The organism is Roseobacter cerasinus, assembly GCF_009811755.1.
Lineage (GTDB): Bacteria > Pseudomonadota > Alphaproteobacteria > Rhodobacterales > Rhodobacteraceae > Roseobacter > Roseobacter cerasinus.
In genome coordinates, this window is the sequence record NZ_BLIV01000003.1 from 513,554 (window position 1) to 532,949 (window position 19,396).

17 protein-coding genes and 1 tRNA gene are annotated in these 19,396 nt (G+C 61.8%); 4 read left to right on the top strand and 14 right to left on the bottom strand.

The window, feature by feature from the left end:
• Positions 1-9: 9 nt before the first annotated feature.
• Genes So717_RS10000 through So717_RS10010 form a run of 3 tightly spaced genes read left to right on the top strand, consistent with a single transcriptional unit; the run spans position 10 to position 2,355 of the window.
• Complete coding sequence (locus So717_RS10000) at positions 10-864, top strand: ABC transporter permease (RefSeq protein WP_159976746.1); 855 nt, start codon at positions 10-12, stop codon at positions 862-864.
• Positions 864-1,703, top strand: a complete 840-nt coding sequence (locus tag So717_RS10005) for an ABC transporter permease (RefSeq protein ID WP_159976748.1) — start codon at positions 864-866, stop codon at positions 1,701-1,703. The genes So717_RS10000 and So717_RS10005 overlap by 1 nt, the downstream gene beginning before the upstream one ends.
• 4 nt (positions 1,704-1,707) lie before the next feature.
• Positions 1,708-2,355, top strand: a complete 648-nt coding sequence (locus So717_RS10010; RefSeq protein ID WP_238840798.1) for an aspartate/glutamate racemase family protein — start codon at positions 1,708-1,710, stop codon at positions 2,353-2,355.
• A gap of 177 nt (positions 2,356-2,532) precedes the next feature.
• Here the strand turns inward: So717_RS10010 and katG are convergent, their stop codons facing one another.
• Positions 2,533-4,710, bottom strand: a complete 2,178-nt coding sequence (gene katG, locus So717_RS10015; RefSeq protein ID WP_159976750.1) for a catalase/peroxidase HPI — start codon at positions 4,708-4,710, stop codon at positions 2,533-2,535.
• A gap of 109 nt (positions 4,711-4,819) precedes the next feature.
• Between katG and So717_RS10020 the strand changes: the two genes are divergently transcribed.
• On the top strand, positions 4,820-5,737 hold the full coding sequence (locus tag So717_RS10020) for a hydrogen peroxide-inducible genes activator (protein ID WP_159976752.1): 918 nt from the start codon (positions 4,820-4,822) through the stop codon (positions 5,735-5,737).
• Positions 5,738-5,823: 86 nt separating this feature from the next.
• Here So717_RS10020 and So717_RS10025 read toward each other — a convergent pair.
• The 13 genes from So717_RS10025 to So717_RS10085 form a co-directional block, all read right to left on the bottom strand.
• Positions 5,824-5,913, bottom strand: a tRNA-Ser gene (locus So717_RS10025).
• 78 nt (positions 5,914-5,991) lie between these two features.
• Positions 5,992-8,352, bottom strand: coding sequence for a DUF3772 domain-containing protein (locus So717_RS10030; RefSeq protein ID WP_174239028.1), 2,361 nt, complete (start codon positions 8,350-8,352; stop codon positions 5,992-5,994).
• The gene (locus So717_RS10035) at positions 8,349-9,386 is read right to left on the bottom strand and encodes a cysteine synthase A (RefSeq protein WP_159976754.1); all 1,038 of its coding nucleotides are present in this window, start codon (positions 9,384-9,386) and stop codon (positions 8,349-8,351) included. Before So717_RS10035 ends, So717_RS10030 begins: the two co-directional genes overlap by 4 nt.
• Before the next feature lie 55 nt (positions 9,387-9,441).
• Positions 9,442-10,548: an NUDIX domain-containing protein gene (locus So717_RS22520; RefSeq protein WP_159976756.1), complete on the bottom strand. Its 1,107-nt coding sequence runs from the start codon at positions 10,546-10,548 to the stop codon at positions 9,442-9,444.
• Between the two features lie 11 nt (positions 10,549-10,559).
• A complete protein-coding gene (locus So717_RS10045) occupies positions 10,560-11,000 on the bottom strand; it encodes a TrgA family protein (protein WP_159976758.1) in 441 nt (146 codons plus the stop codon).
• 26 nt (positions 11,001-11,026) lie between these two features.
• A complete protein-coding gene (locus tag So717_RS10050) occupies positions 11,027-12,238 on the bottom strand; it encodes an SAM-dependent methyltransferase (RefSeq protein WP_159976760.1) in 1,212 nt (403 codons plus the stop codon).
• A gap of 75 nt (positions 12,239-12,313) precedes the next feature.
• Complete coding sequence (locus tag So717_RS10055) at positions 12,314-13,732, bottom strand: cryptochrome/photolyase family protein (RefSeq protein WP_159976762.1); 1,419 nt, start codon at positions 13,730-13,732, stop codon at positions 12,314-12,316.
• A gap of 69 nt (positions 13,733-13,801) precedes the next feature.
• The gene (locus So717_RS10060) at positions 13,802-15,025 is read right to left on the bottom strand and encodes an aminotransferase class V-fold PLP-dependent enzyme (protein WP_159976764.1); all 1,224 of its coding nucleotides are present in this window, start codon (positions 15,023-15,025) and stop codon (positions 13,802-13,804) included.
• A 235-nt stretch (positions 15,026-15,260) separates the two neighbouring features.
• Positions 15,261-15,794 carry a hypothetical protein gene (locus tag So717_RS10065; RefSeq protein WP_159976766.1) on the bottom strand — a complete coding sequence of 178 codons (534 nt, stop codon included), beginning with the start codon at positions 15,792-15,794 and terminating at the stop codon, positions 15,261-15,263.
• 213 nt (positions 15,795-16,007) lie between these two features.
• Entirely contained in the window at positions 16,008-17,000 is a 993-nt protein-coding gene (gene acuI / locus So717_RS10070; protein WP_159976768.1) for an acryloyl-CoA reductase, read from the bottom strand.
• 81 nt (positions 17,001-17,081) lie between these two features.
• The gene (locus So717_RS10075; protein WP_159976770.1) at positions 17,082-18,185 is read right to left on the bottom strand and encodes a dimethylsulfoniopropionate demethylase; all 1,104 of its coding nucleotides are present in this window, start codon (positions 18,183-18,185) and stop codon (positions 17,082-17,084) included.
• 1 nt (position 18,186) lies between these two features.
• On the bottom strand, positions 18,187-18,708 hold the full coding sequence (locus tag So717_RS10080; RefSeq protein WP_238840800.1) for a DinB family protein: 522 nt from the start codon (positions 18,706-18,708) through the stop codon (positions 18,187-18,189).
• Positions 18,687-19,394, bottom strand: coding sequence for a DUF1326 domain-containing protein (locus tag So717_RS10085; RefSeq protein WP_159976772.1), 708 nt, complete (start codon positions 19,392-19,394; stop codon positions 18,687-18,689). The genes So717_RS10080 and So717_RS10085 overlap by 22 nt, the downstream gene beginning before the upstream one ends.
• Positions 19,395-19,396: the final 2 nt, after the last annotated feature.

Here is a 19,396-nt window from a genome sequence, read left to right on the forward strand (position 1 = left end):
AGACAGGGCGTGCTGAGCAATAGACATCTCTCGGGTTGGCTACTGGCCGCGCCGCTGGCGCTCGTTCTGGTGGTGTTTCTTGTGGCGCCGATTGTGATGATCACTGTTGTAAGCTTTTGGGGGGCGACGGAATGGTCGATCTACCCCGCGTTTCAGTTCGACAACTATGCATTTCTCTTTGGCTCTGAGGTGACCTACCGGGTGTTCCTCAACACCTTGAAATACGCGGTGATCACCTGGGTCTTTACTTTGCTGATCGGCTTTACGGTCGCTTACTTCCTGGCGTTCCATGTGCGCAGCCTGACCTGGCAGATTGCGCTTTTTCTGCTCTGTACGATCCCATTCTGGACCTCAAACATCATTCGCATGATCTCCTGGATCCCGTTTCTGGGCCGCAATGGTCTGGCCAATTCGACTTTGATCTCCTGGGGGGTGATCGATGAGCCGCTGGAGTGGCTGCTCTTCAGTGATTTCAGCGTCATTCTGGCCTTTGTGCATCTTTACACGCTGTTCATGGTGGTCCCGATTTTCAACACGATGATGCGGATCGACAAATCGTTGATCGAGGCGGCGGTGGATGCAGGTGCTACCGGCTGGCAGACACTGTGGCATGTGATCATCCCGCTGACCAAGCCGGGGATCATGATCGGCACAATCTTTGTGGTGACGCTGGTGATGGGCGATTTCATCACCGTGCGCTTCATGTCGGGCAGCCAGTCCGCCAATGTTGGGCGGATGATCCAGAACGATATCGGGCTGCTGCAGTACCCGTCCGCCTCGGCGACGGCGGTGATCCTGCTGATCACCGTACTGATGGTGATCGCGCTGCTGTTGCGGCTGGTCGATATCCGAAAGGAGCTGTGATGGAACCGCGCCCCCGCTCCTTTTACATCCTTGCCGTCTTCTTTGGTCTATTTCTGGTGTTTCTCTATGGCCCAACGATCACCATCGCCATTCTGTCCTTTCAGGGCCCGGGCGGCGGCTTGACCTTCCCGATGCGGGGCACCTCGTTGCATTGGTTCCGGGACCTTTTTGAGCAGCAGGCCGTCGGCGACATCTGGGGCTCGTTCTCGCGCTCCCTGACGCTGGGGCTGATGGTGATGGTCACCACGGTTGTGGTGTCAGTCATGGGCGGGTTGGCCTTTCGCAAGCGGTTCCGGGGTTCCGGGATCCTGTTTTATCTGATCATCACCTCGCTGGTGATCCCCTCGATCCTGGTCTCACTGGGTGTGGGGCTGATCTGGTCGCAATCAGGCTTGACGGTGCATTGGTCGACCAGCGGGTTCGGCGCACAGCTGACATGGACCCTGCCCTTTGGGCTATTGATCATGTTTGCCGTCTTCAATCGCTTCGATCAGAGCTATGAGGAAGCCGCCCGGGACCTGGGCGCCTCGCCATGGCAGACCATCCGGCATGTGGTCTTGCCGATCATCGCGTCCTCGCTGATTGGTGTGGCGCTTTTCGGGTTCACGCTGAGCTATGATGAGTTTGCGCGGACGCTGTTGACCTCAGGCAGTTACAACACCCTGCCGCTGGAGATCTTCGGCATGACCACAAATGTGACCACGCCGGTCATCTTTGCCTTGGGCACGCTGACAACGGTTTTCTCATTCCTCGTGATCGCCCTCTTCCTGACCATCTACTGGCTGGCGGGCCGACGACGGGCGCGGCGCGGGTCTGACGCGGGCAAAGGCCTGGTCTGACCTCGTGGCGCGGATCGTCATCATCAACCCCAACAGCACCGCCTCTATGACTGAGGCCATGGTGCGCGCAGCGGCAACCGCCGCGCCTGAGTTGCGCTTTGAGGGTCGGACCTCACATAATGGGCCATCGGCGATCCAGGGAGAGGAAGATGGCGCGCAGGCCGCGCCTCACCTGCTGGACCTTGTGCGGGACGTTGATGCGCAAGCCCCGGATGGCATCATCATCGGCTGCTTTGACGATACGGCTCTGGTCGAGGCCGCTGAAGTCGCTCGCTGCCCGGTTCTCGGGATTGGGCAGGCTGCCTTTCACAGGGCGGCCTTGCGCAATTGGCGGTTCAGCGTCGTGACAACGCTGCCCGTTTCGATTCCGGTGATCGAGAAGAACATCGCCAGCTACGGGTTGCAGCGATGGGCCTGCCGGGTTCGGGCGTCAAACGTAGCGGTCTTGGATCTGGAGCGGGAGGCGGAGGCATCAAAGACCATTGTCCTTGATGAGGCGCGCAAAGCATTTTGCGACGATGGCGCCGATGCCATCATTCTGGGATGTGCGGGCATGGTCGATCTGACCCGCGCCGCACGTCAGGCGCTGGCAGTGGAGATCATCGACCCTGTCGAGACGGCAGCCACCTGCATGCGGTGGCTGGCCGGATAGGCCGTCCTGTCGTCGCTATGTCGTTGGGGCACGTTCGCCTGATATGCCAAGGCTCCATGGGCCAACCCGTGGCGGTGACGAAATCGCCCTGCCAGCACGACATCAGGCAGCGCCCCGAAAGACGCTGCCTGTCCTATTGCTTCTAAACTGCGCCCCGATCAGTGCCGGACGCTCTGATCAGGCCACCAGGTCGAAGCGGTCGGCGTTCATGACCTTGGTCCAGGCGGCAACGAAGTCCTTCACAAACTTCTCACCGTTGTCGTCCTGGGCGTAGACCTCCGCATAGGAGCGCAGGATCGAGTTGGAGCCAAAGACCAGATCGGCGCTGGTGGCGGGCCATTTGATGTCGCCTGAGGCACGGTCCCGCACCTCAAAGCTGCCATCATCCAGCGGGTGCCAGCTGTAAGACATATCGGTCAGGTTGACGAAAAAGTCATTCGTCAACGCGCCTTCCCGATCCGTGAAGACGCCGTACGCGCTGCCGCCGTGATTGGTGCCCATAACGCGCATGCCGCCCAGCAGAACGGTCATCTCCGCGGCTGTCAGACCCATGAGCTGCGCCCGGTCGAGCAGCATCTCTTCGGCAGAGACGGAATATTCATCCTTCTGCCAGTTGCGGAAGCCATCGGCCACCGGTTCGAGCACGTCAAAGCTTGCAGCGTCGGTCTGGCTGTCGTCCGCATCACCGCGTCCGGGCGTGAAGGGCACTTCGGCTGAATGGCCACCCGCCTTGATCGCCTGTTCCAGGCCTACATTGCCCGCCAGCACAATCGTATCCGCAATGGATGCACCCGCTTCGGCAGCGATGGGTTCCAGAATGCCCAGCACTTTGGCCAAACGCTCCGGCTCGTTCCCGGCCCAGTCCTTCTGCGGTGCAAGACGGATGCGCGCGCCATTGGCCCCGCCCCGCTTGTCAGAGCCACGGAAGGTCCGCGCGCTGTCCCAGGCGGTGGCGATCAGCTCGGCGGATGTCAGACCGCTTTCCGCGATCTTCGCTTTCACCGCCGCTACATCGTAGCCGGTGGGACCAGCCGGGATCGGATCCTGCCAGATCAGGTCTTCTGCTGGCACATCCGGCCCATAGTAGTTCGCGCGCGGCCCCATGTCGCGATGGGTCAGCTTGAACCAGGCACGGGCGAAGGTGTCCTTGAAGTACTCGGGGTCCGCCATGAACTTCTGGCAGATCTCGTTGTAGACCGGGTCAACCTTCATCGCCATGTCCGCGTCCGTCATCATCGGCATCTTGGGCGTGCTGCCGTCGCCTGCATCAACAGGCTTTTCGCTGTCGGGCATGTCCACCGGTGCCCACTGCCACGCGCCTGCAGGCGATTTGGTCAGCTCCCATTCATAGCCGAAGAGATAGTCGAAATAGCCCATGTCGAACTTGGTCGGCTCCTTTGTCCAGGCCCCTTCGATGCCGGAGGTGAAGGCGTTCGATGCCGTTCCGCCGTGATCGGCGTTGGCCCAGCCCAAGCCCTGCCCCTCAATGCCGGCGCCTTCCGGCTCGACGCCGATGTTGTCGCCTGCCATCGCGCCATGTGCTTTGCCAACGGTGTGGCCCCCACAGGTCAGCGCCGCTGTCTCTTCATCGTCCATCGCCATGCGGGCAAAGGTCTCGCGCACATGCGCCGCCGTTCTTGCCGGATCAGGCTGACCATTCACGCCTTCTGGATTCACATAGATCAGGCCCATGTGCACAGCCGAGAGCGGGTTGTCGAGCGTAGTGGCATCGTTGAGGTCGCCATAGCGGTTCTCGGACGGCGCCAGCCATTCGTTTTCGGACCCCCAGTAAACGTCGGTTTCCGGGCCCCAGATGTCCTCGCGGCCAAAACCGAAACCGAAGGTTTTGAAACCCATCGACTCATACGCCATGTTGCCCGACAGGATGATCAGATCCGCCCAGGAGAGCGCGTTGCCATACTTCTTCTTGACCGGCCAGAGCAGGCGGCGCGCCTTGTCGAGGCTCGCGTTATCCGGCCAGGAGTTCAGCGGCGCAAAACGGATGTTGCCCGAGCCCGCACCGCCGCGTCCGTCCTGCATGCGGTAAGACCCCGCGGAGTGCCAGGCGAGCCGGATCATCAAGCCGCCGTAGTGACCCCAATCCGCTGGCCACCAATCCTGGTTCTCCGTCATCAGCGCCTTCACGTCGGCCTTGACCGCCTCGAAATCCAGCGCCTTGACGGCTTCGCGATGGTTGTAATCCGCATCCATCGGGTTGGTGCGCGCACCATGCTGGTGCAGGATGTCGAGGTTCAGAGCATTCGGCCACCATTTGGTCACCGGCTTGTCCATCGCCGTGTTGCCGCCGTGGTTCACGGGGCAGCCGCCGAGGCCTTTGAATTGGTTTCCATCCATCGCTGGGTCTCCTGGAGTTTAAAACGATTCTAGGTCGGTACAGTGAAATTACGAAAGGGCAGCGATAGTTTCCAATTGAAAATACTTCTTTCAACGATAACTTCAGCCTATGATAAACTTCACGCTCAAACATTTCAGGTATTTCGATGCTTTGGCGCGCATGGGCCACTTTGGCCGGGCGGCGGAAGCCTGCTCAATCTCGCAACCGGCGCTGTCCTCACAGATCAAAGAATTGGAGACCATGCTGGGCGCCCCGCTGGTGGAACGCAGTGCCCGGCAGATCCGCCTGACGGCGCTGGGGACTGAGTTTCTCACCCGCGCCCGCAAGATCCTCACCGATGTCGAGGAGATGTCGGAACTGGCGCGCTCTGCTGATGGCCCGCTCCAGGGCAGCCTGCGGATCGGCGTTATCCCCACCGTCGCCCCTTATCTGCTGCCTGCGATCATTCGGGAACTGTCGCGGCGCTTCCCGGATCTGGAGCTTTTGCCCAGAGAATCCGTCACCCAGTCGCTGATCGAAGATGTGCTGCAGTCCCGGCTCGATATCGTTGTGGCGGCTTTGCCGGTGTCTGAACCCGCGTTACGTGAGTTTGCGCTCTTTGATGAGGAGTTCGTGCTGGTACGATCGCTTGAGGATGCGCACAAACCTGTGCCAAGTCCGGACAGGCTTCAGGAGATGAAACTGCTCTTGTTGGAAGAGGGACATTGCTTTCGCGATCAGGCCCTGTCGTTCTGCGATATCCGCCCCACGGCCCCGAGCCTTCTGATGGAGGGGTCGTCCCTATCGACCCTGGTGCAGATGGTCGATTCCGGCCTGGGGCTGACGCTGATCCCGGAGATGGCGGTGCCATTGGAAACGCGCAACACCTCTGTTTCAGTCTCCCATTTCAAGTCAGACCGACCAAAACGCACAATTGGTATGATCTGGCGCAAGACAAATCCGCTCGCCAAACAATTGATGGACCTGGGCGCAATCATTCGTCAGGTCGGCCAAGGGCAACGGGAGAAGCTGCCTGCGGTGCTCTAGCGCGTGTTTATCATTGCCGACCTGCTTCACTCTGCGTCCGCAGCGTCCAATGTCATGAACGTGCGCACAGGCACGGGCAAAAGAAGTGGCGGAGCGACAGGGATTCGAACCCTGGAGACGGTCTCCCGCCTACACACTTTCCAGGCGTGCGCCTTCGACCACTCGGCCACCGCTCCGTTCGGGCGGTGTAGCCCGGCTCCCCTGCCCTTTGCAAGAGCCAAAATCGCGCAAATCCGCGCCGAAGCCCTTGTGTTTCAAGCCAGATCGTCACTCTCGGGGGAGGGCGGCTCAACCGTATCCTGCCCGCTTTGTAGAACCTCAGGGTTGCGCAGCCAGATATCGCGTTGCGCAAAGGGCACCTCGATCCCCTCTTCGGCAAAGCGCTCCGCGATGGCGTGGTTGATGTCGTTCTTGACAACAATCATCCAGTTCACATCTCGCAGGATCACGCGGATCTCGAATTCCAGCGAGTCCGCGCCGAAGTTGTTGAACAGGATCAGCGGCGCAGGCGTGCGCAGCACCATGGGTTGTGCTTCGGCAATCTCGCGCAGGATCTTATCGACCCGGCGCGTGTCCGTGCCGTAGGCCACGCCAATGGGCACGATCAGCCGCCCCACCTTGTTGCCACGCGTATAATTCGTGACCGTGCCGGACACCAGATCGGCATTGGGCACGATCACATCCGTCCGGTCGAAAGTCTCGATCCGCGTGGCGCGCACGGAGATATCCTTGACGTAGCCCATCTGGCCACCAACCTCGATCCAGTCGCCTTCCGAGATGGGTCGTTCGATCAGCAGGATGATGCCTGAGACGAAGTTCGACACGATGGTCTGAAGCCCAAAGCCGATGCCGACTGAAAGCGCACCGGCGACGATGGCCAAAGACGACAGATCAATCCCTGCCCCGGTGATGGCGAGCACGGCCGCAAGGAAGATCCCCACGTAGCCCAGGCCCGAGATGATCGCGTTTTGCCCGCCAATGTCGATCCGGGTCTTGGGCAGCACATTCACGCGCATGGTGCTCTGCAGCAGGCGCGTGATGGCGTAGCCTGCGCCAAAGATCACCGCAAAGGTCAGAAAATCACCGGGTGAGATGCGGGTGTCGCCGATGGCAAACCCACGGCTGAACATCGACCAGACTTCGGTCAGGTCCGCGACCCGCGCGCCCCAGACCAGCGCAAGCAACGGGGCTGATGCGATGACAAGCACAAAGCCTACAAGCACGGGGATCAGCGCATCCCGTGCAGTCTCGGGATCGCCTGTGACAAGGCCGTAGAGATCGACGGAGAAACGCTGCAGCGTGACAACGAAACCGAGGACAAGCAGGCTGACCAACGTGGGATAGAGCAGCGCGTCACCGGCCTCCGCATAGCCGACCGCGGCCATGATCGGTGCCACGACAGAGACCACAACCAACGCCGATCCCGCGGTGCGCACAGCACGGGCAAGCCCGATGCCGCGGACTTGCGCCTCGTCATCCTCACCCTCCGGACGCAGCCGGTAACTGCGCAGGATCAGACCGATCGGCGCCAACACCAGGGCGATAAGCACGACAATCGGAAAGGCCATGACCGCGTCGGTGGCCGGATCGACATCTTCGAAACCGACCAGAAGGTTGATCGCGCCCCGAGACACGAAGAGCACCGACAACAGCAGGACGTAGAAGCGCAGCTTCGACCGTTTGCCAGCGGGCAGATGGATCAGCGCGTCGTCATCGTCGCGCGCAAAGAGCCGCTCAGCCAGCCAGCGAAAGCCCAGCAGGATCAGCCCGAAAATCGGCAGCGCCTCAAGGATGCGATCAAACCGCTCCCCGGCCATGCCGGTCTTGCGCAGCGCATAGGTGAGGGTGAAGAGACCGGCGAGCGGCAGAAAGATCCGCAGCAGCGACACCAGGAACCGCCACACACCGGAGCCACGCCCGCCCCATCGGCGCAGGTAGCTGAGCCAGAGTCCGGCCCAGTGGCGCCCACGGATGATCAGCGCCAGAGCCACCACCAGAAGCAGCAGGATCAGCGGCAGGTTTTCAGCCATCTGTTGCTGGCGCACCGGGTCCGCGACCATCTCCAGTTCCAGCGCGAGGCCCCGCAGGATGGTGCCGAAGTCATTCAAGGCAACGGGCCAGTGCAGCGGGTTTAACGGGGACGGCCCGAGGGCCAGCAGACGTTCTGCCTGCCGTTCACGGATGATCGCGTCGATCTCACGGATCAGCCCGTCGGCGTGGCGAAACGCCTCCTCGGCGGTCCGCACCGGTGCGAGCAACATCTCCAGCTGCGCTTCCAGCTCGGCCCGGCGCCCGGCGATATCGGCAGGCTCTTCTCCGCTCTCAGGCACGGGGCCCAAGGCCTCGATCTGGCTGCGCAGGGTTGCTATGCGCTCAGCGTTGACCTGCGTGCCTGCTGTGAACTCGGAGCGATAGGTGGCGATCTCCGCCCGCAGCCGCTCGAACCGTTCATTGCTGGCGGTATCGTTCTCGATCGCGTCTTCGGCCAGGCTCGCGACGCTGTTCCAGGCCTGCAGGTTCAGCCCGCTGCTCTGCTGTTGGGCGCTGGCGGGCAGGCTCCATGCCAGCAGCGCGATCAGCACCAACCCGCAGACAGCATGAAGGATCAGCCTCATACGTCTTCGAAGACGCCCGGAATGCTCATCGGAGCGCGATCCAGCCAGTCTGGCACCGGCAGCCCCTTTTCTTTCAGGAACTCCGGGTTGAAGAGCTTGGATTGATAGCGGGTGCCGAAGTCGCAGAGAATGGTCACGATTGTGTGCCCCGGCCCCATGTCGCGGGCCATGCGTATCGCACCCGCGACATTCACGCCGGAGGAGCCACCCAGGCACAACCCTTCGTGCTGCAGCAGGTCAAAGACAATCGGCAGCGCCTCAGCGTCGTGAATGTTATAGGCATAGTCGGGTGTGAACCCTTCGAGGTTCTTGGTGATGCGGATTTGCCCGATGCCCTCGTTGATCGAGGATCCTTCGGACATCTTCAGCTCACCATTGGTGTAGTAGTTGTAGAGCGACGCGCCGTCCGGATCAGCCAAGCCGATCTTCACGCCTTTGGGTTTCAGCACCTCTGAGACGCCTGCAAGCGTGCCGCCCGACCCCACAGCACAGATGAAGCCATCGACCTTGCCGCCGGTCTGCTCCCAGATCTCTAGCCCGGTGGTCTCAACATGCGCTTGTCGGTTGGCCACGTTGTCGAACTGGTTGGCCCAGATCACGCCTTCATTGGTGCTGCGCGCCAACTCTGCGGCCAGCCGTTCGGAATAGCGCACAAAGTTGTTGGGGTTGCGATAGGGCGCGGCAGGCACCTGTACCAACTCAGCTCCGGCCAAGCGCAGCATGTCCTTTTTTTCCTGGCTCTGGGTTTCGGGGATCACGATCACCGTCTTGAACCCCATGGAGGCGCCAACCAGCGCCAGACCAATGCCGGTGTTGCCAGCGGTGCCTTCGACAATGGTGCCACCGGGGCGTAGCAGCCCCTTTTCCACCGCGTCCTTGATGATGAAAAGCGCCGCGCGATCCTTGACGGATTGGCCGGGGTTCATGAACTCGGCCTTGCCGAGGATCTCGCACCCGGTCGCCTCGCTGGCTTTCTTCAAACGGATCAGCGGGGTGTTTCCAATGGCCTTGGCCAGATCGCCTGCAACATGCATCGCGTCGGTTCCTCTCGTCTATGTCCACCACACCTAGCCGTGCGGTGAGATGACCTCAAGAGGTGCCGCGCAATCGCGCCCGGTGGCGCGCCAGCCAATAGGCCATCATCACCAGCGGCGTATTGGCCGCCTGCCCGCTGTCGCAGAGCTCCATCAGTGCTTCAAAGGACATCAGATGCGCGCGAATGTCCTCCTGTTCGTCCTCCAGCCCGCCCAACCCGGCCGCTGTGTCCGGCAGGTCCGCGATACCGACAAATGTGTTGTAGAATTCGGTCGAATTGCCGGGGGACGCGTAGGTTTCACCAACCTTGTGCAGCGCCCCGAGCGTCAACCCGGCCTCTTCCACCGCTTCGCGGCGAGCCGCTTCCTCGGCGGTCTCACCGGGATCGATCAGCCCGGCCACCGGCTCCAACTGCCAGCAGGCGCGATCGCCGCGCGCCAGAGGCCCCACGCGCATCTGTTCAACCAACAGCACCCGGTCGCGCATGGGATCATAGGGCAGGACCAGCGCCGCATCGGACACGATGAAAACGCCGCGTGTCATTGACGCGCCCATGCTGCCGTTGAACCGGGTGTGGCGCAGATCGATCTCGTCGAGCGCGAAGAAATCGGCGTAGACCCTGCGGCGGGCGCTCACTTCAATCTGGCCTGTCAGGGTCCCTGCGCCATGCTGGCTCTGCGCCGCGTTGATCCGCGACCACGCACGGGCCCGTATGCGTGGAAACATCGCTCCGACCTCAGCAGCAGGTCGGGTGCCGTGATAGCCCATCACCTCTCGCGCCGCCTCAACGCTGAGCGCCCCCCAGGTCTGTTCCCAGACTTCAAGAGACCAGGACCCAGCGGGTGTCGCGGCGCCCGCCTTTGGCAGATAAACACGGGCAGCGCTGCCATCGGTTAATGTGACATCCGTCGGGTAATACCCGAAGGCGTCCTCATAGTAGTCGAGCTTCTCGATATCATCCGGGCGCAGGCCCTCGGCCCGAAGGCCCGAGGTGACGGCATCCGGATCAGCCGTGATCGCGGGAAACGGCCCTTCGCGGGCAGCCTCAATGCGGTAGCCCGGCAGTTGTGCGGCGTGCAGCGTGATATGGGCCGTCTCGCCAATCACCGCCGCCAGCAGAGGCGGATGACACAGGGTGCCAAAGAAGAAATGCGATGTCATGGGTCCCGTCCTTAGCGCCCGCTGCGCCACGCGTATTCCGTGAGCAACCCGGACACAAGACCGCCCGCGATCAGCGTTGCGATCGCAAGGGTATCCAAGAGAACCAGCCCATACTCCGCCATCAATTTGAGCACCGCCACGATGGCCTGAAAGACATCGCCGTAGCGATTTGCCAAGGCGCGATCGACCATCTCGACACAGGCGTGCACGAAGAGCGCCCACAGAAGCAACATCAGAACGCCGCTCAGCCCGTTATTGATCGCCGCGGCAAGACCCCGGCCCGCCCGCTTTCCCACCACAATCCAGCCGACGCAGAGCCCAATCAGGCCGTTGACATAGGTAAAATAACCAAAGTCAGCGCTGTCGGGCATCAGCCCCATAACTTGAACCGACACGATCAGCGCAAGGCCGCCTACGCAAAGAGCAGCGACAAGACGGGCAGCGTTGGGCATCCCGGCCTCCTTTGGCCACGCGCCCCTCAGGCGGGGCGCTTTACTGTGATCTGTGTGACATCACAATTGGCACTCTGGAAGGTCGCAGCACAAGAGGTGAGATAGAAATTCCACAACCGCCGGAAGCGGTCGTCAAAGCCCAGATGACTCACCTGATCCCATTTCTCGTTGAAGCTCTCATGCCAGCGGCGCAGGGTCAGCGAATAGCTTTCGCCAAACTCGATGGAGCGTTCCACCGCCAGACCCGCGCGCCCGATCTGATCGCGCAGGACGCTGGGGCTGGGCAGCATGCCGCCCGGGAAAATGTACTTCTGGATGAAGTCCACACCCCGCTTGTAGACAGCCCACCGCCGATCAGCAACGGTGATGATCTGCAGCGTCGCGGCCTTGCCCGGCTTCAGCCGGTCGCGCACCACATCGAAATAGGCTGGCCAGTACCGCTCACCCACGGCCTCGAACATCTCGATGCTGACAATGCCGTCGTAAGTCCCTGTCTCGTCGCGATAGTCTTGCAGCTTAAAGTTTACAAGCTTAGAAAGTCCCGCTTTTTCAATGCGCTCCCGCGCATACCTAAACTGCTCTTCGGAGATGGTCAGGCCCGTGACCTTGAGCCCGCGTTCTTTTGCTGCGTATTCGGCAAAGCCGCCCCAGCCGCAGCCAATCTCCAGGATGTGATCCCCCGGCTGCGCACCCATCTCATCCACCATGGATTTGTACTTTGCGATCTGCGCCTTCTCCGTGCTCTCCTGCCCGTTCTCGAAGAGTGCCGAGGAATAGGTCATCGTGTCATCCAGCCAGAGCCCGTAGAACTCATTCCCGAGATCATAGTGAAAGCTGATGTTGCGTTTGGCCTGTTTCTTGTGATTGCGCTGCATCCAATAGCGAAACTTTTCGAAGTTGCGCAGCACGACCATGCCCGGAAACCCGTCGTAGATGTGCTCGTTGTCCTGCTCGTGCACCAGATCCATGAAAGCTTGCAAATCCGGCGTCGACCACCAGACATCGAGATAGGCGTCGCAAAAGCCCAGATCCCCTTCCCGGATGAGCCGGGCAAACAGATCGTCGTTGTGAATGTGCAGCTCAGCCACCGGCCCAGGGCTGCGCCCTTCCGCGCGAAACAACCGCCCGTCCGGCAGGATGAAATCCGCCCGCCCGCATTTCATCTGCTGCGCCATGGCAAAGACATGCGCGAAGTATCGCGGCAGGTCCGACTGCCCCTGTGTTGTTGTTAAAATCATCTGCGCTCCCCGTTTCGCATCGCTGTCAGGCTAGGCTGACATACACCTCATAGCAAGTTGACATTGCATCACTTTCTAGAAACCCCGGTTCTCATAGGCCTCCAGCGCCCGCTTTCTGCCCGCATCCGCCGCCACCACCGGATCGGGATAGCTGTCATCGGGGCCAAGCCCCCAGCTGCGCGGCACCGCATCGAAATAGGCAAGCGCCGTGTCGGACGGGGTTTGGCGCCCTTCTGCGATCCAGCGCCTCACATAGGCGCGGTCCTTGTCGAACTTGTCGAGCTGCGTGACCGGGTTGAACACACGGAAATAGGGCGTCGCATCCGGCCCGGACCCGGCTGACCACTGCCAGCCCATCGCATTGCTGGCCGGGTCCCAGTCAATCAGACAGTCCTCGAACCATTGCAGGCCGATCTTCCAGTGGCAGAGCAGATGTTTGGTCAGGTAGCTCGCCACGATCATGCGCCCGCGGTTGTGCATCCGGCCCGTCACATACATCTCGCGCATCGCCGCATCGACGAACTGGATGCCCGTACGCCCTTGCTTCCAGCGTTGTACCTCGGCGCTGCGTTCATCCTGGTTCCAGGGGAAGGCGTCCCAATCGGCTTTCCAATTGCCGGTCAAGAGTTGCGGCGTGTGGTGCATCAGGTGATAGGCAAATTCGCGCCAGACCAGCTCCTTCAGAAAGGTTTCCGCCCCGGGTTTACCCTCTTCCCGCGCGCGCTGGCCCGCGTGCCAGCACTGATGCGGGCTGATCTCGCCCAGGCTGAGGTTCTCGGACAGGCCCGACGTGCCATCGACGCTGGGCTGGTCGCGCGTGGTGTCATACCCCGCGATGATCTGCGCGATGAAAGCGCCAAGCCGAGATTGGGCGGCCTGCTCCCCCAGGCGCACATGCGGTCGGACAACATCGGCGCCCCGGTGCATCGCGGCTCCCAGCGCCCAGGCGTCAAGATCGTCGCTCTCAGGCCAACTCTGAGGCGCCGGAATGTCGCCCGGCGCAGGCAACGGCGCCTCGACTTCCCGATCCTTCACCATCTTCCAGAACGGTGTGTAGACCTTGTAGAACCCGCCGGTCTTTGTCTCGACCGTCCAGGGTTCGAACATCAGGTGCCCGCCAAAGGACTTGGCCTCAATGCCCTGGCCCTTCAGCGCTGATTTCACCTTCGTGTCGCGCGCGACCGCCTCCGGATCGTAGAGACGCGACCAATAGACGGCGCTGGCGCCCGTCTCCTTGATGAGGGCGCGCAAGACCTCCAGCGCGTCGCCTTTGCGCAGGATCAGACGGCTGCCTTTCTCCCGCAGCGCCGCACCAAAACACTCCAGCCCCAGTCCCAGCCGCCATTTCGGCGCGGCCCCCAAACCCTGCACCGCCTCATCGTGAATAAAGACCGGGATGACGGGGCGACCGCCGGTGCAGGCGGCCTGCAAGGCCGGGTGATCGCTCAGACGGACATCCCGTCGGAACCAGACAAGAACAGGAGCGTCGCTCACACGGCAAAACTTTCGCAATTTATTTCAAAGGCTACGTAGGTCACATGGCATTGGATCACGAAAAATCGCTCACAAAACCGCGTCGAGCGCAGCCAGCAGCTGATCGATCTCCGCAGCGGTCGTGTAATGCGTAAAGCTGAGCCGGAGAACTCCTTTTTCCGGGGAGACACCCATCGCCTCCAGGGGACGCCCGGCATAAAAATCGCCACCTCCGGCCATGACCCCATGTGCTGCCAGATCAGCGGCCACAGCCGCGCCGGGGCGTTCAAGCGCTAGTGCCACTGTCGGCGCCCGGATCTCTGCCTCGGCGGGGCCGATCAAGCGCACGGACGTCCGGGTGGAAACTGCATCCAACACTGGCGCCAGTAAGGAGATCTCATGCGCGCGCATCAGATCATGCACGGCGCGCGCCTTCTCCGCAGGCTCCGCCTCAGCGCCGATATGGTGTGCATAAAGCGCATCGACATAGTCCGCCATACCGGCACAGGCTGCGATCTGGGCGTGATCCGGCCCCGCCGGTGTGAACCGCTTGTAGAGGGCATCGCCATTGAAAGGGTGCCCCTGATTTGGCAGCAAACTGCCCAGAGCGTGACGGATGACCATCAGGCCCTGATGCGGCCCATAGGTCTTATAGGCCGAAAACAGATAGATATCGGGGCCCAGCCCCCCGACATCCGGCAGCCCGTGCGGCGCATAAGAAACGCCGTCAACGCAGGTGAACGCGCCCGCCGCATGGGCCAGCGCCGTGATCTCGGTGACCGGGTTGATCTCACCCACCACGTTCGAGCAGTGCGGAAAGCACACCAGCCGAACGCTGTCATCCAGCAACTCCTCCAGATCCGCCGGCTCCAGATGCCCCGTCTCCGGGTCGATCTGCCATTCGCGGATCTCAATGCCGCGCGCCGCCAGCCTGCGCCAGGGGCCTGAGTTGGCCTCGTGATCCTGATTGGTCACCACGATGGCCTCGCCCGGGGTCATCATCTCGGCAAAGGCCTGTGCCAGCACATAGACATTCTGCGTGGTGGAGGGGCCAAAGCTCAGCTCGTCCCGCTCCACGCCCAGAATGGCGGCAAGCCGCGCGTGGGCGTCATCCATCTCTTCGCCTGCGAGGCGGCTGGCCGCGTAAGGCGCATAGGGCTGAACCTTGCGCGTGGTGTAGAACCGGGTGAGCCGGTCAATGACCGCCCCACATGTGTAAGAGCCGCCCGCGTTTTCAAAGAAGGCCTGCCCGCACAGCTCCGGCACCGAAAAAGCGGGGAACTGGCTGCGCACAAAATCTGTATCAAGTGTCATGGCCAAACCGTCACGTGTCCTACCGATCAGGTCAAGAGAGGCTGGGGCGTGCGCGCAGCAAATGGGGCTGTCTTCGGTCTTTGAGCGGAGATCGTGCAGTCTCTTCTCGTCGCGCCGTTGGCTGAGGCTCAGGCCGGACGTTATCAGCAGACAACGGGCCAGTCCTCGCCCCGTCTGATGCACCCGGCAAAAAGGGGGGAGATGAAGCCAGAACCGCGACGCTTTTCGTGTCGGATCAGGACCGGCTGCGACGGATCGTCAACAGGGCCAGCCCACCAAGCAAAAGGGCTCCGCCAGCTGGAAGCGGCACAGTGCCCGGAGGCGTGTTGCTATCGGGCGCCGTCCCCTTGGTCCAGATGCTGACGTTTGAGATGTTCTTGCTGGACGTCCAGTCCCAGCTTGTATCTGTCACCGATACCAAGAAGGCGCCAAAGCCGTTCCCCGCCTTGAGCGCAATGAAGGCCGAGGTGAACCCGCTCAGATCGGCAAAGATCGTCCCATCTTTGGACCCATTGTTGCCTGCCGTGTCGCTGTCGAAATTGAAATCTCCATTGGCCGCTCCGCTGGACGCATCCAGTTTCTCGTAGAGCGACCAACCCTCCATCTGGAGCACAGTCGTTGTCGCTTCAATTGAGTTTGAGGCATTGCCTGCAAAGCACTCCGCCATAGTCGACGTGACCAATGTGAAGGTTGCGGCTGAGCCGCCACCGCTGACCGAACATGCGTCAACACCAACCGTTGTCGCGCTGGCCGGCACCGTCAAAGCCATCCCCACAGCAAAAACTGCTGATCCCAAAAACCGTTTCATCGTCAATGCGTACCTCCCAAATACGTATGTCCCTTACTTTCGGTAGCGCCGAGTTTGCAGGTAAATCAACACAATTCCGCCCCATTCCCGCAGGGGTGGAGCAGATTACCAACAGGGGGTTGAATCGGGCTGGAAAAGGGCGTGCCATCCTCCTCTGGCACGCCCACAAGGCACTTAGGCGTTGACGTCTACAACAACACGCCCTTTGACCTGCCCCTTCAGAATGTCAGCGCCCAGCTGTGGCAGATCAGACAGACCGGCGGGCTGTACCATCGCCTCCAGCTTGTCCATGGGCAGGTCACGCGCAATGCGGTCCCAGGCGCGGACGCGATTGTCAAAGGGCTGCATCACCGAGTCGATGCCCAGAAGGTTCACACCGCGCAGCAGGAACGGGATCACTGTCGCAGGCAGCGCCGCACCACCGGCAAGGCCCACAGCCGCGACCGAGCCGCCATAGCTCATCTGCCCCAACACCCGCGCCAGCATCGCGCCACCCACGGCATCGACGCAAGCAGCCCAGGTCTCGGCCTCCAGTGGGCGTTTCACGGGTTCATTGATCTCCTCGCGCGCTACAATCCGGCTGGCGCCCAGGCTTTTGAGATACTCCGCGGTCTCCGGCCGCCCGGTCACCCCGGCGACCTCATGGCCCAGATGCGCCAGGATCGCCGTGGCGACAGACCCCACACCGCCCGCAGCCCCCGTGACCAACACCGGCCCGTCGCCTGCTTTCAACCCATGATCCTCCAGCGCCATCACCGCCAGCATCGCGGTAAAGCCCGCCGTGCCCACAGCCATCGCCTGCCGCGTGTCCAGCCCATCAGGCAGAGGCACAAGCCAATCCGCCTTCACGCGTGCTTTCTGCGCGTAACCACCCCAATGCACTTCCCCAACGCGCCAGCCGGTCAGCACCACCTTGTCACCGGGTTTGTAGCGGTCATCCTCCGATGCCTCGACTGTGCCTGCGAAATCAATCCCCGGCACATGCGGATAGGTCCGCACCAACCCACCACCCGGCCCAATGCAAAGCCCATCCTTGTAATTCACCGTGGAGTACTCCACGGCGACGGTCACGTCCCCCGCAGGCAGGCGGTCCGCATCCATCTCCTCGACGGTAGCTGAGGTTTTTCCACTTTCCTCATCCTTACTCACCACCAGTGCCTTAAACATCTCACGCTCCTCTCAGGGGACCCACCCCAGTTTCATTGTTCCAAAAATATGCAAACCCGGCCCGCGCCGCCGCGCAGCGGATCATGCCCAAAACCCTGGCTGCACCACGGCTTTGCGCATACCCAAAGGTGTTTCCACTTCCAACTCAGTGCCTGGATCCCAATGGGTCATCCGCACCATGCCTATGGCCACATTGGTCTCGAAGTCCGGACTCCACGCGGCAGAGGTCACCTGCCCGACGCGCCGGCCCGAGCCATAAAGCGGCCAGATCCGGTCACACCCCGGCACTGGATCACCGTCAATGGCAATCGCCTGCACCTGCTGGACGGGGCCCTCCTTGGCCACGCGCAGAAGCGCATCGCGCCCGATACAGCCAATGGCCGTTTGCGTGTCACAGAACCGCCCCAGCCCGCATTCATGGGGTGTATTGTCATCGGTCATATCATTGCCGTAGCTCAGCAGCCCACCCTCGATCCGCTCGATCGCGTTTGGACAGCCGGCGCGCACATTCAGGTCTTCGCCCGCCTTGAAGAGCGCGTTCCACAACGGCATGCCCAGATCGCTGCCTTCGACATAAATCTCATAGCCGCCCTGCTTGGAATAGCCCGACCGCGCCACCGCCAGTTCCTGCCCCTCGTATTCAAAGAGGCCAAAGCGGAAAAAGCGCACGTCACGGATGCTTTCGCCAAAGATGCGCGCCATCAGATCCTCGGCCTTCGGACCTTGAACAGCCAGCGGCGAGACATCCGGCTCATCAATCAGCACATCGAGCCGCCAGCCATTGGCGATGCCTTTCACCCAGAGCAGCAGATCCGAATCCGCAATCGAAATCCACCACCGATCCTCAGCCAGTTTCACCGCCACCGGGTCGTTCAGCATACCGCCCGTCTCATCCACGATGGGCACATAAAAACACCGCCCCGGCAGCATCCCCCGCAGATCGCGTGGCGTCAGCATCTGCATCAGCCGCGCCGCATCGGGCCCGCGCAGCTCCACCTGCCGCTCAGCCGAGACATCCCAGACCTGCACGTGGTTTTTCAGGTGGTGATAATCCGCCTCCAGACTTTCGAAGACCGTGGGCAGCAGCATGTGGTTATAGATCGTATAGGCTTTTACGCCCGCCGCTTCGACCCCGGCGGAGAAGGGCGTGCGGCGCAACCGCCGTGACGGAGAAATCAGCGCCATCTCAGGCATCCTCTGGTAGAAACGGAATGTCCGTGTCCTGGGTTTTGACCCCAAGCGCGGTCAGGGTGGCGTGCACCTGGCCGCGATGATGGGTCTGGTGATTGAACACATGCGCCACGCAGAGCGCATAAGGTTTCGACATCTCTCGCCCCGCAGCCCCCGACCACCAGGTCAGATCGCCATCAAAAGCCCCGTCGGCGAGACCCGCTGCCCAACGGGTGATGCGCGCGTCCACAGCAGGGCGCTCCGCCATGAGCTCAGACCAGTCATAGGCATCACCTGTCTCATTCAACGGGTTTGACGGCCCCTCCCCGCCGTCAAACCGCGACATCCACATGAGGTCCCCCCACATCAGATGGCTCAGCGTCGCCCGGATCGACCCCCAGAAGAGGCCGCGATCCGCTTCGCGCGCGGCCTCGTCCAGGCCGTCTACAGTCGCAAAGAGCCAGTCGTTCTGCCAGGCGTTGTAACGCGCCATCATCTGCGCATAGCCCGGCTCAATCACGGTTTGGGGCCTTTCCAATCAATCGGGCAGATCTCAGCCGATTTGCCGCCGAAATCCCACACGCGGCCATAGTCCCGCACCCGGCTCTTCAGCCCCGTGGCCGCGATGATATCGGGCCCCATCCAGTATTTCGAATTGCTCACCATCACCGGATGTTCGGGGTCATTGCCCGCCAGCATCTCGATCTCACCCTGGATCTTGCGCCCGATCATGATGCTGCGCCGTTTGCCCTCGCGCACGATCTCCACCGGCGCGCGCTCTGCCCCGATGATCTCGCTGACCAGCATGGTGAAGAGCCCCGTCGTGCCGCCCGCAGCCCCCGAGAAGATCTGCAGGATGCCGTTATAGGCCTTGCCGGTTGCCCGCTCATCCACGTAAGCCGCGACCTTCCAGTTCCCCTCGCCCATACGCCCCGGTATGTCCACCAGCAGCCCGATGTTCAGACCGCCAAGGTCCTCGCCCTCGTAATGCCCCTCGTCAATGGCAATCGCCATCCAGGCATGACAGTGCCCTTCGGTGGGCGGATGCGCCCCCAGCGACACCACGCAAGGACAAAACACCGTGCAGGAACAGTTGAGGAACAGTTCCCCCTTGATCGCCCATTCCGTCGGACTCATCTCGCGCCGTTTGGGGTTCGGCATCCGCTGGTCGATCCGCTGCGAAATCGGCAGACGATCCGCGTCACTGCGTCTGTTCTTGGCCATTC

Excerpts from the sequence above, each read along its gene's own strand:
- So717_RS10005 (WP_159976748.1), top strand. The coding sequence starts at position 864 with ATGGAACCGCGCCCCCGCTCCTTTTACATCCTTGCCGTCTTCTTTGGT.
- katG (WP_159976750.1), bottom strand. The coding sequence starts at position 4,710 with ATGGATGGAAACCAATTCAAAGGCCTCGGCGGCTGCCCCGTGAACCAC.
- So717_RS10020 (WP_159976752.1), top strand. The coding sequence starts at position 4,820 with ATGATAAACTTCACGCTCAAACATTTCAGGTATTTCGATGCTTTGGCG.
- So717_RS10030 (WP_174239028.1), bottom strand. The coding sequence starts at position 8,352 with ATGAGGCTGATCCTTCATGCTGTCTGCGGGTTGGTGCTGATCGCGCTG.
- So717_RS10035 (WP_159976754.1), bottom strand. The coding sequence starts at position 9,386 with ATGCATGTTGCAGGCGATCTGGCCAAGGCCATTGGAAACACCCCGCTG.
- So717_RS22520 (WP_159976756.1), bottom strand. The coding sequence starts at position 10,548 with ATGACATCGCATTTCTTCTTTGGCACCCTGTGTCATCCGCCTCTGCTG.
- So717_RS10045 (WP_159976758.1), bottom strand. The coding sequence starts at position 11,000 with ATGCCCAACGCTGCCCGTCTTGTCGCTGCTCTTTGCGTAGGCGGCCTT.
- So717_RS10050 (WP_159976760.1), bottom strand. The coding sequence starts at position 12,238 with ATGATTTTAACAACAACACAGGGGCAGTCGGACCTGCCGCGATACTTC.
- So717_RS10060 (WP_159976764.1), bottom strand. The coding sequence starts at position 15,025 with ATGACACTTGATACAGATTTTGTGCGCAGCCAGTTCCCCGCTTTTTCG.
- So717_RS10065 (WP_159976766.1), bottom strand. The coding sequence starts at position 15,794 with ATGGCTTTGACGGTGCCGGCCAGCGCGACAACGGTTGGTGTTGACGCA.
- acuI (WP_159976768.1), bottom strand. The coding sequence starts at position 17,000 with ATGTTTAAGGCACTGGTGGTGAGTAAGGATGAGGAAAGTGGAAAAACC.
- So717_RS10075 (WP_159976770.1), bottom strand. The coding sequence starts at position 18,185 with ATGGCGCTGATTTCTCCGTCACGGCGGTTGCGCCGCACGCCCTTCTCC.
- So717_RS10085 (WP_159976772.1), bottom strand. The coding sequence starts at position 19,394 with ATGGCCAAGAACAGACGCAGTGACGCGGATCGTCTGCCGATTTCGCAG.